10 protein-coding genes are annotated in these 13402 nt (G+C 71.7%); all 10 read right to left on the bottom strand.

What is annotated here, in order from left to right; all coding sequences use genetic code 11:
- Positions 1-137: 137 nt before the first annotated feature.
- Complete coding sequence (locus QM708_RS13330; RefSeq protein ID WP_415109407.1) at positions 138-2936, bottom strand: AAA domain-containing protein; 2799 nt, start codon at positions 2934-2936, stop codon at positions 138-140.
- 65 nt (positions 2937-3001) lie between these two features.
- The gene (locus QM708_RS13325) at positions 3002-3667 is read right to left on the bottom strand and encodes a response regulator transcription factor (RefSeq protein ID WP_415109404.1); all 666 of its coding nucleotides are present in this window, start codon (positions 3665-3667) and stop codon (positions 3002-3004) included.
- Positions 3664-5136, bottom strand: coding sequence for an ATP-binding protein (locus QM708_RS13320; RefSeq protein WP_415109401.1), 1473 nt, complete (start codon positions 5134-5136; stop codon positions 3664-3666). Before QM708_RS13320 ends, QM708_RS13325 begins: the two co-directional genes overlap by 4 nt.
- Positions 5126-5497 (bottom strand): hypothetical protein, encoded by a 372-nt coding sequence (locus QM708_RS13315; protein ID WP_415109399.1) that lies wholly within the window; start codon positions 5495-5497, stop codon positions 5126-5128. Before QM708_RS13315 ends, QM708_RS13320 begins: the two co-directional genes overlap by 11 nt.
- Positions 5498-5514: 17 nt before the next feature.
- Positions 5515-6558: a hypothetical protein gene (locus QM708_RS13310; RefSeq protein ID WP_415109396.1), complete on the bottom strand. Its 1044-nt coding sequence runs from the start codon at positions 6556-6558 to the stop codon at positions 5515-5517.
- Positions 6558-7817 (bottom strand): phosphotransferase, encoded by a 1260-nt coding sequence (locus tag QM708_RS13305; protein ID WP_415109393.1) that lies wholly within the window; start codon positions 7815-7817, stop codon positions 6558-6560. The genes QM708_RS13310 and QM708_RS13305 overlap by 1 nt, the downstream gene beginning before the upstream one ends.
- Positions 7814-9676 carry an ABC transporter ATP-binding protein gene (locus QM708_RS13300; protein ID WP_415109390.1) on the bottom strand — a complete coding sequence of 621 codons (1863 nt, stop codon included), beginning with the start codon at positions 9674-9676 and terminating at the stop codon, positions 7814-7816. Before QM708_RS13300 ends, QM708_RS13305 begins: the two co-directional genes overlap by 4 nt.
- On the bottom strand, positions 9673-10851 hold the full coding sequence (locus QM708_RS13295; RefSeq protein WP_415109387.1) for a glycosyltransferase: 1179 nt from the start codon (positions 10849-10851) through the stop codon (positions 9673-9675). Before QM708_RS13295 ends, QM708_RS13300 begins: the two co-directional genes overlap by 4 nt.
- Positions 10848-12119 (bottom strand): glycosyltransferase family 4 protein, encoded by a 1272-nt coding sequence (locus tag QM708_RS13290; RefSeq protein WP_415109384.1) that lies wholly within the window; start codon positions 12117-12119, stop codon positions 10848-10850. The genes QM708_RS13295 and QM708_RS13290 overlap by 4 nt, the downstream gene beginning before the upstream one ends.
- Positions 12109-13317, bottom strand: a complete 1209-nt coding sequence (locus tag QM708_RS13285; RefSeq protein ID WP_415109381.1) for a glycosyltransferase family protein — start codon at positions 13315-13317, stop codon at positions 12109-12111. The genes QM708_RS13290 and QM708_RS13285 overlap by 11 nt, the downstream gene beginning before the upstream one ends.
- Between the last annotated feature and the right edge of the window lie 85 nt (positions 13318-13402).

The raw sequence follows: 13402 nt of genomic DNA, 5'->3' as shown, positions 1-13402 counted from the left end.
CACCCGCCCCGTCCCACCGACGCAGCACCCGGGAGCCGATCAAGGTGAGCCACCGGGACGGCTCCCCCTCGGCCGCGTCCACGTCGAACCAGACCCGTCGATGGTCCTCATGCACGCACGTCACGCCCGCGGGCGATTCAGCCTTCACCTACGTCCTTGAGAGCGGCGACGATGCGGGCCTCCTCATCGCTGCCGGTGGTGGCCAGCCTCAGCACGGGCAGGCCAATGGCCGCGCAGAGAGCATCCTTGGTCGCGTCGCGGGCAAGCTGGACCGGATCATTCGCGTGGTGGGCGAAGCCATCGACCTCAATGGCGAGCACCGGGCGGTTGGTGATCCGGTTGTAGATGACGAAGTCGAGGTGCGCGATGGTTCTGACGAAGGCCCGCTGCTCGGCCGAGAGCCGGTCGAGGGAGGCGATGAGGTTGCGGAGCATGACGTGCGACCCGACCTCCAGGTACGCATACTCAGGCTGGTCGAGAAGGTCGCCGAGCAGCGTCCAGACAATGTCTTCCGACCGGTACCGCATGTCGCCGCGGAGCCGCGCGGCGAGCGGCCGGAGATGGTGGGAGTACTCCTGGTAGAGAAGATCGAACACCGACAGGAGGGTGTGGTCGACCTTGACCTCTGCGGGGTAGCGATAGCCGATGTAGCCGGCCAGATCGCGGAGATTGCGTGCACGCGGCAGGTCCTCGTGGTGGGTGACCAGCACTAACTGTTGGACCGCCCGGGACACCGCCACGTTGATCAGGTGCTCGTCGTCGGCGAACTTGGAGGCGATGGCGCCCTGCCGTGTTCCGTCCAGGACGGCGGACATGATCACGATGTCCTTCTCCCGGCCCTGGAACTTGTGCACGGTGTCGACCTGCGATCCCTGGTCGAGAAGCTCGTCGCCGAGCGCGGCAGTGATCGTGCCGACCTGCCGCCGGTAGGGGGTGACGATGCCGATCCGTTCGGGCTCGACGCCGGCGAAGTGCTCGGGGATCACCCGGCGAGCGACGAGTTCGGCCTCCCGCTGGTTGATATTCCCACCGCCGCTGTAGCGCCGCATGTGGTTCCCCGGTGAGGTGCGAATGAGGCGCAGCGGCGTGTCCCCCGGGTTACCCCGGGTGAAAGGGACGAGTTGGTCACGGTAGAACTTCTTGTTGCAGAAGCCGATGATGTCGGGATGGCAGCGGTAGTGCTCGCGCAGCATCGTCCGGGGCAAGGTGTTGCCGTAGAGCGCGACCAGCGAGGTGAGGATGCTGTGCCGCTGGTAGTCGTAGGCGGAATGAGGCGCCTGGCCGGCGTACCGCAGGGCTTCCGTGTTCGAGATCTGTGGGAGTTGCCGTTCGTCCCCGACGACGATCAAAGTGCGGCACACCGACATCGCCAAGGACGCCGTGAGCAGGTCCACTTGGGAGGCCTCATCGATGATCAGGTAGTCCAGCAGGTAGCCATCGGGCAGGTTCCTGCGCAGCGAATGGCACGTGCTCAAGATGACGGGATAGTCGGCGGAGAACCGGGCGAATCGCCTCTTGTACCCTCGCGAGTCGTGCTCGGTCAGCCGCACCTCGCGGTAGCGCTGGTCCAGCGCGGAATACAGGGCACGTAACGACAGCGCACGATGCCGTTCAGCCAGCGTCTCGTAGTCCTCGCGCGCCAGCCGTGTCTCACCCTCCACGATCTCGGCGGTGATCTCTTCGATGCGCTTGCGGTAGAAGACGCGCTGCAACTGCAGCACGGTCTGGATGTCCTCGGGGTCGAGCATGCGCGTCGAACCGAAGAGGAAGTACCCCTTGATCCGCCCGACAAGGCGATCGAAGGCCGTGCCCGCATCGGCATAGTCGGATTCGGCGAGGTAGCGGATGATCCGCTCGGGTGACCGCTTCAGCAGCGGGATCCCGTCCAGTTCGGGGAGGCCTTCGGCCGGGAGGTGCGCCTCGAAATACCGTTGCTCAACGATGTGGGCCGACAGCCGCTCGCGGGCGCGTGCAACGCTGCAGTCGAGTTTTTGGAGAGCGAGCAGGCGTCCTGCCTCCGCAGCGAGTTCGCGCGAATCAACCTCATCGGGTGGTTCCTGAGCGAGGAACTCCCTCACCTGCCGGTTGCGCCCGGACTGAGCCCCGAAGAAGGTCTCGCGCTTGTCCTTGTTCCCCAGCCAAGCGGTGACGAAGCCGAGACCTTCGGCGTCCAGTTTGCTGCGCACGTTGTCGACCGCGGCATTGTTGAACGACACCACGCCGACGGTGGCGCCCGGGATGAGCAGGATGTTCGCCACCAGATTGAGGATGGTCTGGGTCTTGCCCGTGCCGGGTGGGCCGTCGATCACCGACAGCGGGTGCTCCAGCGCCTTCTCGACAGCCTCACGCTGGCTGGGGTTGAACGAGAAGGGGAACACCGGCGACGACGGCGCTTCCTTCGGGACCGAATTGCGCTCGATGGTCCGGGCCTCCAGGTAGCGCACGAGCGCGCTGTCATCGTGGAGGAAGCGCATCTCCCGATAGGGAGGCCGCAGCGGGTCGTCCCCGGGCAGGCCGCCGACGAGGCGCCGGAGGTAGCCGAGCACCTCCGCACCGGCGCCGAGGTGGGCCCTGGGCAGCAGTTCCACCTCGTCGTCCGGGTAGGTGCGGTACGTCTCGGCGCCGTCGCTCAGAATAAACACCCGGAGCCAGGACGCGCCCGCCCCGTCGAAGCGCCAGACCTCGGACGCGTCCTCCTCGACCCGGCCGTTGACGATCACGAGATGGCTCGTAGCGGTGGCGACGGGGGCCGGGTTCTGGAGCAGGAGGAACCCGTCCGCACGGACCGGATATTCCTCGGCCCCTCCCCCTTTGGGCAGGGTCACCCGAACGACGCTGCCCTCGACGCGATAGCCCTGACAGACGCCGGTCTTGTCCTCGAAGGCGGGCCTGCTCCCGAACTTGACCAGGATGGCCACCTGACGCGGGTCATACACCGTCCGACCTCCTGACGGATCGACAGGATGATCTTCACCCTAACCCGGGAACGCCCTGGCCGGGGTCAGGCGCGGAATCGGTAGCCGGCGCCGCGGACGGTCTCGATCCGGTCCTCGCCCACCTTGGCGCGCAGGTAGCGGATGTAGACGTTGACGACGTTGGTTCCCGGGCTGAAGTCGAGCCCCCACACACCGCTGAGCAGTTGCTCGCGGGAGACCACCTGATCGGGGTGGCGCATCAGGTATTCGGCGAGGGCGAACTCGCGCGCGGTCAGGTCGATCCAGCGGCCGTTCACGAGCAGGCGGCGGGTGAGCAGGTTGAGCGTGATGCCGCCGGCGGTGAGCTCGGGGTCTTCCGCGGGCAGGCCGGTGCCGCCGCGCAGCCGCAGCCGGACCCGGGCGAGCAGTTCCTCGAACGCGAACGGCTTGCGCAGGTAGTCGTCCGCGCCGCCCTTCAGGCCTGCGACCGTGTCGGCCACCGTGTCTCGCGCGGACAGGATGATCACCGGCATCGCCGAGCCGCTGCGGCGTAGCTCGGCCAGCACTGCCATCCCGTCCAGGCCGGGCAGGCCGAGATCGAGCACCATCAGGTCGTGCTCGCCGCGTGCCGCATGGGCGAGAGCCGCTGGACCGTCGTGCACCACGTCGACGACGAATCCGGACGCGGTCAGCCCGCGGTGGACGAACTCGGCGATGCGTGGCTCGTCCTCGGCCAGAAGGATGCGTGTCATGCGGCGTCCTCCTCGGGCGAGCTGTGCGCGAACGTCGGGTCCAGCGTAGTCAACGGCAGGCTGATCACGAACGCAGCCCCGCCCAGCGCCGAGTCCTCGATGGCGATGCCGCCGCCGTGCGCCTGCACGATCGAGCGGACGATGGACAGCCCCAGGCCGGTCGAGGTCGACGCCACCCCGCCGTGGTGGAACCGCTCGAAGACGCGCTCACGGTGCTCGGGCGCGATTCCGGGACCGCTGTCCTCCACGATCAGCTGGAGCGCGTCACCGTCGACCCGCGACCAGACATGCACCGCGTCGCCCGCAGCGGTCGAGTCAACCGCGTTGGCGACCAGTTGCATCAGCGCCTGGGTGAGCCGTTGGCCGTCCGCGGTGACGTCGCCGTCGACGGCGAACGGGACGTCCCAGCGGCGGTCGCCCAGCAGTTGCGCCTTGGCGACGACGCCGATGACCAGGTCGGTCAGGTCGACCCGCTCGAAGGTGAGGAAGTCTGGTTTCTCGGCGCGGGCCAGCAGCAACAGGTCGTCGACCAGGCGGTTCATCCGGTCGACCTCCTCCAGCATCAGCAGCCGGTCCTCCTCGGTGCGTTCCGCGCTGGGCAGTTCCAGGTGCCCGCGGATCACCGTGAGCGGCGTCCGGAGCTCGTGCGCGGCGTCGTCGAGCCATTCCCGTTGGGTGTCGAAGGCACGCTGGAGGCGTCCGAGCATGCGGTTGAACGTGCCCGCCAGCAGCGCCACGTCGTCGTGGGGCGCCCCGGACCGGACCGGAATGCGGCGGCTCAGATCGCCCGAATGGATCTCCTCGGCGGTCTCGCGCACCTGGCGCAGCGGTGCCAGCAGCCGGCCGGCGATGAACCAGGACGCCGCGGCGGCCAGCAGCAAAGCGCCCGCGAAGGTGAGCCCCAGGATCCGCACCGTCCACCAGGCCTGGTCGATGCCCCGCTGCGCGTGCTCGACCAGCACCAGGCTGCTGCCGGGCCGGCCGTCGGCGGTGAGCACCGGCACGATCGCGTAGGCCACCGCTCCCATCTCGGACTGCACCTCGCCGGAAACGGGCACGGTCGTGCTGGCGGCCCGGCGCACTACCTCCTGGTCCCGGTCGAGGCGCAGCGCGGTCTGTCCGTGAGTGCGGACGCCGGGGCGACCGTCGACCACGCTGAACAGCAGTTCGCCGTCGTTGGGGGTGACGCCCGCCAAGTAGGCCTCGATCAGCGGCCCGGGCGCGGAGTAGGGCGCTCCGGTGGCGGGCTCAACGGCACGCTCGGTGAACGTGCGGAACTTGGCGATCTCGTGGGTCAGTTCGCCCTCGACCTCGGCCCGCGCCGAGGACAGCAGGATCTCGGCGGTGATCAGCAGCGTTCCCAGCAGCGCGGTGGCCATCACCCCGCTGAACCAGGCCAGAACGCGGGCGCGGGTGGTGAGCGTCCGCCGGCGACGGATGCGGCGGCCGCGCGTTCCGTCAGTCGTCATCGTCGTCATCATCCTCGTCGCCGTCGTCATCGTCGTCGCGGTCGTCGTCATCGTCGTCGTGCAGGCCCGCGGTCGGCCAGGAGGGGCGCGGCAGCTCGCTGGCGCCCGGCCGGGAGGGGGGCGACGAACGGGTCGGTGGCACCTCCACCGGCGGCACTTCGACCGGCGGCGGATCGGACGTGGGCGCCACCGACGGCGTGGGTTCCTCCGACGGGATCGGCTCCACCGAGGGGGCAGCGGTCGGCGTGCCCAGGACGACGGCGTCGCCGAGCGCCGGCGCGTAGCCGCGCGGCCCCTGGCACCCCGCGACGCCCAGCAGCAGGAGCAGGCCGCCGGCCAGACCGATCAAGGTGCGGAGCATCCTTCCACTGTGCCTCATCATGCGCTCCCGGTCACGATCGTGCCGGCCGGCAGAAGGGCCGGTACCCGAGGGCGCCAGCGGGGACGCATCGCGTAGACGCAGCTCAGCCGCAGCAGGGCGGCGTCCTGGAATACCAGCACCCGCTCGGGCGCACAGCCGGCACCCAGCGAGACGGCGTCGATGTGACCGGTCACCCGGGTGGTCTGCTCGGCGGTCCACAGGCCTTGCAGGTGCCGCCACCGGGCATGGGCGCGCAGGTTGCCCAGGTCGATCGCCGGTTCGCCGGCGCACGCCGTGTCGACGTCGAGAAGGCCGGGCCCGGCCACGGCGTCCCAGAGCAGTTGCTTGTCGTGTAGATCGCGGTGGATCGGGCGGGCACCTGCCGGGGATGGCCCGAGGCGGAGCAGGCGGGTGATCGTGCGCTCGCATGCCTCCCTCCACCCGGGAGCCGGGGCTCCGTAGGGGGCTGCCCGGTCGACCCATTCGCTCAGCACGCGGGCCTCGGATTCGGCGTCGTGCACCGGCCAGCCGTCGATGCGGACGCCGCGGGCGACGGCCTCCGCCCAGGCGGCGAGCACCTCGCCCCAGGCGCGGTCCCATTCAGCGAGGGACCAGCCCTCGCCCTCGTGCAGGCTCCGTCCGGGCAGGGCGGCGAAGGCGACCACGGCGTCGTTGTGATCCAGGACGGCCGGCATCCGGAAGGGGCCGTCGAAGGCCGCGGCCCGGGACACTCCCGCGAGCACGCTCGCCGCCCGGCCCGGGCGCACCACCTTGCGGTAGGCGCCGTCTCCCCCGCGGACCACGGCGCGGCGTCCCGGGCGATGCGACACCACCACCCCGGGGGCGCCGCCACGCCGGCAGGCCTCGCCGAGCGCCGGAAGGCGGCCATCGGCGTCCGGTGGCAGCACGGTGAACCGGACGCCGTCCCAGTAGCCGCCGCGCACCCGGCCGTCGCGGCGCAACTCGACCGGCATCGAACCGCGCTCGGCGGCCCAGGCACGGTGGACGGTCCAGCGCGCGCCGTCGAGGTCGGCGGCGAGGGGTGGCAGCACGGCGGTCATCACATCTCCTGGGGCGGGTCGGTCAGGTGGGGCGGGTCGGTCAGGGCTTGGCGGGCGGCACGGACGCGGAAGGCGACCTCGGCTTCCCAGTCCGCGTGCGCGTGCCGGAACGGGTCGATCGCGCAGGCGAGCAGGGCCCGGGCGATCCACGGGCGCAGGTCGGGGACGGGAGCGACCGTCCGGTAGCCGGCCAGGAAGGCCGCGGCGAGATCCGCGGCATCGTGGAGCCGGCACCAGGCGAGCCAGGTGCCGGCGTCGAGCCCGGGATGGCCCGGGCCGGCCCGGTCGAGATCGATGATGCGCAGATCGTCACCGTCGCTCAACACCTGATCGGGCGACAGATCACCGTGGCACGGCACGACGGGCGCCGCGGGCAGATCACGCAGCGCCACGCGCAGCGCCGCGACCTCACCGGTGAGGTGAGGGAGCAGGCCGGTGATCGCGCCCGTCCCCGAGGGGATGGCCGGACAACGGGAGGCCGGGGCGAGAGCGGGAGGTAACTCGTGCGGCGGAACCGCGGCGACCGCGCAGGCGGCCCCCGGGGCGTGAGGGCCGGTGAAGGCGGCCTGCCACGGCAGCGCATGAAGCCGGGCGGTCGCTACACCGGCCGCGCAGGCGATCTTCGTGCTGGGGACGGCGGCCAGATCGCCCTCGCCCCAGAAGTCGGCTGCGGCCGCGGTGGCACGCCGCGCACCGGCCGCGCCGGAGGGCCGGTGCCACCAGCGGTGCGGAAGGGTCGGCACGCCGGCGTCCGCCCAGCGCCGGCTGATCGCGACCAGTCCGGTGAGCGGGCGCGCGGCGATCCGCAGCACGACCGCGCCGTGGGCGTCCTCGGCGGCCAGGATCAGCCGCCGGCCTGGGTTGTAGCGCAGCACCCGGCCCATCGAGGTGACCGGTCGCGCGCCGAGCGCATGCCGGACCGGTGTCGCCAGCCGAGGGTCGGTGCTGAGGTCGCCGCTGAACAGGCCGCCGCCGTGGTCGCGCACCGAACCGGACGCCCGGTCGGCGCGGCGCAGCAGTCCGGCCACCTTGTCGGGGTCGTCGAGGAGCATCGCCCACCCGTGGTCGGCGTCGTCGCCGCGCGGTCGGGTGCGGTCCCAGGACACCAGCAGGCTGCGTCCCGGCTTGGCCCGCACCCGCCGCACCGCCACGGATTCACCGAGCAGGCCCGACAGCCGCTCGGCATCGAGGAGCAGATCGGCGCGCGGCAAGGCGAGCCGCTCGCCAACACTCGGCGAACTCGGGCGCAGGGCGGTCATCGTGCACCCTCGGTCTGAGCGCTGACCCACCGGGCGAACCGGCTGGTGGGATCGGCGGCCAGGTCGGCGGGCGTGCCGTCCTCGACCACCCGGCCACCCTCGATCCAGAGGACGCGGTCGAGGCCGGCGATCATCGCCAGATCGTGCGTGATCGCGATCGTGGTGCGGTCCCGGGTGAGCTCCTGCAGCGAGTCGACCACCTGCGCCTTCACCACCGGGTCGAGCCCGGCGGTAGCCTCGTCGAGCACCACGATGGGCGCGCGCCGGACGATCGCCCGCGCGAGGGCGATCCGTTGCCGCTGGCCTCCTGACAGGGTGTCTCCGCGCTGGCCGAGCACGGTGTCGTAGCCCTCGGGCAGGGTGCGCAGGAAGCCGTCGATGCCGGCGCGCCGGGCGGCGTCCTCAACCTCGGCGTCGGTGGCGTCGAGGCGTCCGAACCGGATGTTCTCCCGCACCGTGGTGGCGAACAGCACCGACTCCTGCAGCAGTACCGACACCTGCTGCCGCAGGCTGGCCTGGGTGGTGCTGGTCACCGGGATTCCGTCGATGAACACCCGGCCGTAGTCGGGCTCGGCGAGCCGGAGCAGGTAGGAGACCAGCGTGGTCTTGCCCGCGCCGGAAGGCCCCAGCACGCCCACCTGCTGGCCGGCAGGAATACGCAGCCCGAGCCGGTCGAACAGGGGACGCCCATGCCCGTCGCGCGCGCTGACCCGGTCGAACCACACCTCGCCACGGACCCGGTACAGCGGCCGGGCCCAGGGGTGATCGGCGATCTCGACGGGCTCGTCGAGCAGGTCGGCGATCCTCTCCCCGGACGCCGCGGCGCGCGCGATCCGCCCGGTGTATTTGGCCACGTCGCGCAGCGGCTTCATCGCGATCTTGAGGTACATCAGGAACAACACCAGGTCGCCGGGCGTCATCTGCTGATGCAGCACCTGCCAGCTTCCGAAGCCCAGCACCACTGCCTGTGCGACACCGACCATGATGTCGGTGGAACGCTCCAGGGCCGCCGCGAGGCGCCGGGCGCGGACACCGGCCTTGAGCGCTTGGGCGTTGCCGTCGGCGAAGCCGTGCGCCACCTCGTTCTCCAGACCGTAGGACTTCACCACCCGGATCGCCGCCAGCGCTTCGGCCGCCGAGCTGACCAGGGCACCCTCACCCTTGCGGGTGGCGCGCGAGGCCCGGGTGATCCGCGGCGAGGCGATCATCGACAGCAGCAGGTAACCGGCGGCCGCGGCGGCGATGACGAGGGTGAGGGCCGGGTCGAGCACGGCCATCACCCCGACGAGGACGCCGATCGTCACGACGTTGCCGACCAGGGGCAGGCCCGCGGTGACTGCGACCTCCTGCAGGCGTCCGATGTCGCCGACGAGCCGCTGCGCGGTGTCGCCCACCGAGGCGCGCGCGTGGTAGCGCATCGACAGCGACTGGACGTGGTGGAAGACGGCCGAACGCAGCTCGGTGGCGACCCGGGCGCCCACCTTGGCGAAGGCGATCGTGGACGCGTAGTTGCCGGCCGCGCGGCCCGCGACGATCACCGCGGTGGCGACCGCGGCGGTGATGATGGTGACGGTCAGGTCCGTGCCCAGCCCGACGGTGTGCGCGATCTCGGCGCCGAGCGCCTGGGTGACGGCGTCGAGGGCGATCTTGAGCGGCCAGGGTTCCAGCACCCGGAAGACGACGTCGAGCAGCATCGCGATCAGCCCGAATACGCACAGTCCGAGGTGGCGCCGCAGATGGGGTGTGAGGACGCCGAGGGTGCGCCGCAGCGGCGAGGAGGCCGAGGGTTTCGTCCGCTTGGTCGCGGCGGACGCCGTGCCTGGGTCAGGAGCGGTGGCCGTGTTGGTGTCGGCGGTCATCGGCCGAGCTCCTCACAGGCAGTGACGATCATCGCGTGGCGTTGCCGCCAGTCGTGTTCGGCGACGGCGATGCGGCGTCCGGCCTCACCGAGCGCACGGCGCCGGGCGGGGTCGGCGGCCAGGGCGGCGAGCGCGGCGCCGAGGGCGTCCTCGTCGCCGGGCGGCACCAGGACGCCGCACTCGGCCAGCAGGCCGAGCAGGCTGCCGATCGCGGAGGCGACGACGGGCAGGCCGGCGGCCAGGTACTCGTACACCTTCAGCGGTGAGAAGTAGTGGTCGCCGGGCGGGTAGGGCGCGACGGCCAGATCGAGGCCGGCGAGCACGGACGGAACCGACTCGGGCGCGACCGCCCCCAAGAACCGGACGCGTTCGGCGACGCCACGCTCGGCGGCCAGCGCGCGCAAGGCGTCCTCTTGCGGCCCGGTGCCGCAGATCACCAGCTCGACCTGGGGTGCGTGAGCGAGGGCGCGCACCAGCACCTCAGTGCCGTGCCACGGCTTCAGCGTGCCGACGAATCCGGCCCGGACGCGTCCGGCCTGCTCCCCCACCGCCGGCGCTGGGGCCTGCCCGGGCTCGACGGCGTCCTCATTCTGATCCGAGCGGAGGGAAGGGCCCACCCGGAAGCGGTCGGTGTTCACGCCGTTCGGCACCACGAGCACCCGCTCGCGGGGGATGCCGTAGCCGGCCACCCAGTCGGCGACCGCGGGGCTCACGCAGGCGATCACGGTGGCGGCGGCGAACTGCGCGGTGGTGGCGTCCTCGGCGTCGGCGGCATTCACCAGCACCCGATGGGCGGCCTGCTCGCTGATCAGCGGAGCGTTCACCTCGAGCACGCACGGCAGCCCACCGGCGACCAGCGCCAGCGTCCGGCTGAACAGCGAGTAGCGCTCGTAGACGCCGTCGAATCCCTCGTCATCGATGAGTGCGGCGATCCGGGCGCTCGCCTCGGCGATGGCGGCCTCGCGGCCGGCGGCGTCGGTGCGCGGCAGCCGGATGCGCCGGACGTCCAGGTCGGCCAGATCGGCGGGAACCTGATCGTCGGCGCGGGTGCAGAACACGGTCACCTGCTGGCCCGCGGCGCGCATCGCGCGGATCATTTCCTGGACGTGAACCGATGCTCCCTTGGTCCCGAACACCCCGATGCCGGGGTCGAGCAACACGTAGGCGATCCTCATGCGGACACCTCCATCGGCGCGCGATCGATCTGGCCGCAAGCCGGGGGAGGATCGGTGACCAGGACGCGCAACGTGGCCGCCTGGGCGCGGGAGTCGTGCATCCGGCGGACCAGGCGCTGGGCGGCATCGGTGATCCTGGCGCTCTCGGCGCCGGCGTTCAGCGCTGCGATGAGGGCGTCGGTGAGGGCGTCGACATCGCCGGTGGGCACCAGCCATCCGGTCTCGCCGTCGCGGATCACCTCGGGCACCGCGGTCACGGCCGCGGCCACGCAGGGGATGCCGCTGGCCATCGCCTCGAGCAGCACGGTGGGCAGACCATCGGCGTTGCCGTCGGAGCCGACCACGAAGGGGGCGACGAACAGGTCGTGCCCGCGCAGCATCGCGCCCACCTCCGACTGGGTGCGCGGCCCGCGCAACCAGACCCGGTCGCTGAGATCCAGCCGGGCGATCTGCTCGGCCAGCGGCTCGCGCAGCGGGCCGTCCCCGACGATGTCGAGGGTGCAGACGATGCCTCGGTCGCGGAGGCGGGCGACGGCGTCCACGAGCAGGGCGAAGCCCTTCTTCTCGACGAGGCGTCCGACCGCGAGCAGTCGCGGAACCGGCGCCGGCTGGGTGCGGGGCAGGTAGGGGAACCGGTCGAGTTCCAGCCCGTTGCGCACCAGGCGCAGCCGCGCGCAGGCGTCCGGGCCGAAGGTGGAGCGCAGATGGCGGCGGTTGTAGTCGCTGATCGTGACGGCGTGATGGGCGTCGCGGAGCTTCGCCTGCAGGTCGGCCGGGTCGACGCCGGCGTGGAAGATGTCCTTGGCGTGTGCGGTGAACGAGTACGGCAGCCCGGCGATCGCCGCCGCCAGCCGGGCGACGGTGGTGGCGGTGGACGCGAAATGGGCGTGCAGATGGGTGACGCCGTGGGCGAGCGCCATCCGGGCCACCGCGATCGCCTGCTCGGCATCATCATGGGCGGCGGCCAGCAACAGGGGCAGCGCGCGGGAGATCCCCGTAGCCAGCGCCGGGTCGTCGCCCGCAGACGCCCAGCTCGCCCAGAACCCGCGGGCGCTGGAGGCACGCGGCACCTGATGGGCGGGCGCCTGCACCCGGGCGAGTTCGGCATGGAACCGGGTACCGGCGGGCGGGCGCAGCGAGTAGACGACGATCTGCTCGCCGGCAGCCTCGCGGGCCAGGATCTCCGACACGATGAAGGTCTCGGAGAAGCGCGGATACATCTTGAGGACGTAGCCGATCTTGGGCGTGGCGGGGGCATCACTGGGCATGGCAGCGCTTCCTGGTGTGGGCGACGGGGGTGCGGTCGAGGAGTGCGGCGGCCAGCTGAGGAACCCGCCGCAGGCCGTCCAGGTCCAAGTGGTGCCGGGTGGTGCGGCGTCCGACGGCGCCGGCCAGCCAGCCGGACAGGTCGTCCGGTGTGACGGCGGCCAGCGGCCGATGGTCGAGAGCGCCGACCGAGGCCAGCCCGCGGGCGCGCAGCTCCTGCTCCAGGCGCCGCTGGGTGCGGGGCAGCACCAGCGCGGGCGTGCTGGACGCCATGATCTCGGTGGCGGTGTTGTAGCCGCACATCGACACCACCGCGGACGCCCGCGCGATCAACTCGGGAACGTTCGGCGCGGTGCGGACGATGGTGGTCCCCCGGCCCCCGGTGGCCTGACGGGCACTCAGTGCGTTGAGGTGCGCAGCATGCTCCGGCGGCAGTTGAGGACCGGTCACCACCAGATGCTCATGCCCCTCCGGGACCTCGGCGGCCACCGCCAGCTCGGCGAGATCACGCCCGTCCGATCCGCCGCCCAACAAGGTGAGCACGTACGGACCCCGCGGAGCCCCACCGGTGGCCGGCGGACGCCCCCGGGCAAGATAGCCGGTGGGAATGGCCTTGTCAGCGAGCACTCCGGGAAGTTCGCCGGTGGTCCGGGCGTCATGGACGCCAGTGTCGCCGTAAAGCCAGACGGCGTCGAAGGCGTCCGCGAGCCGGCGTGCGTCGCCGAGGCGGGCCCATTCGGCGGCGGCCGCGCCGGGGGCGTCCAGGACGTCGCGTAGGCCGAGCACCGTGCGGCATCCGTTATCGCGGAGCCGGTCGAGGACGCCGGCGAGTTCCCGGTCGGCGCCGTAGGGATGCCGGTCGACGACGAACAGATCCGGGTCGAGCGCATCCACGGCGGCCCGCACCACCGAACCGCGCAGTGCCCGCATCCGCGCCGGGCCGGCGTCCAAGGCGCGAGCGACATAGCCACGCGCACCCGTTGAGGTGGTGCCGTGCGTCACCCCGGGCAGCACCAGCCAGTCCCAGCCCGGCGGCAGCGAGTCGCGCGAGGCGTCCGGATGGCCGGCGATCAGCAGCCCGCGAACCGGCTCGCCGATCAAGGCCGGCAATGCGGACGCCAGCGTGAACGCGAGTGCACGATTGCGGCGTGCATGCCCCAGCCCCACGGAGTCGTGCGAGTACAAGACAACGGTCGTCATGGCGGTCACCTCCCTTCCCGCACCAGTCTCGAAGGCGCGGGTGAGATGACGGTGAGGCGTTGGTGAGAAAGCTCTTCGTTAGGAC

The sequence above is a fragment of the Propioniciclava sp. genome (assembly GCF_047602245.1).
Taxonomy (GTDB): Bacteria; Actinomycetota; Actinomycetes; order Propionibacteriales; family Propionibacteriaceae; genus Propioniciclava.
Note: the sequence above shows the minus strand (reverse complement) of the source record. Positions and strands in the feature narration are given on the sequence as shown.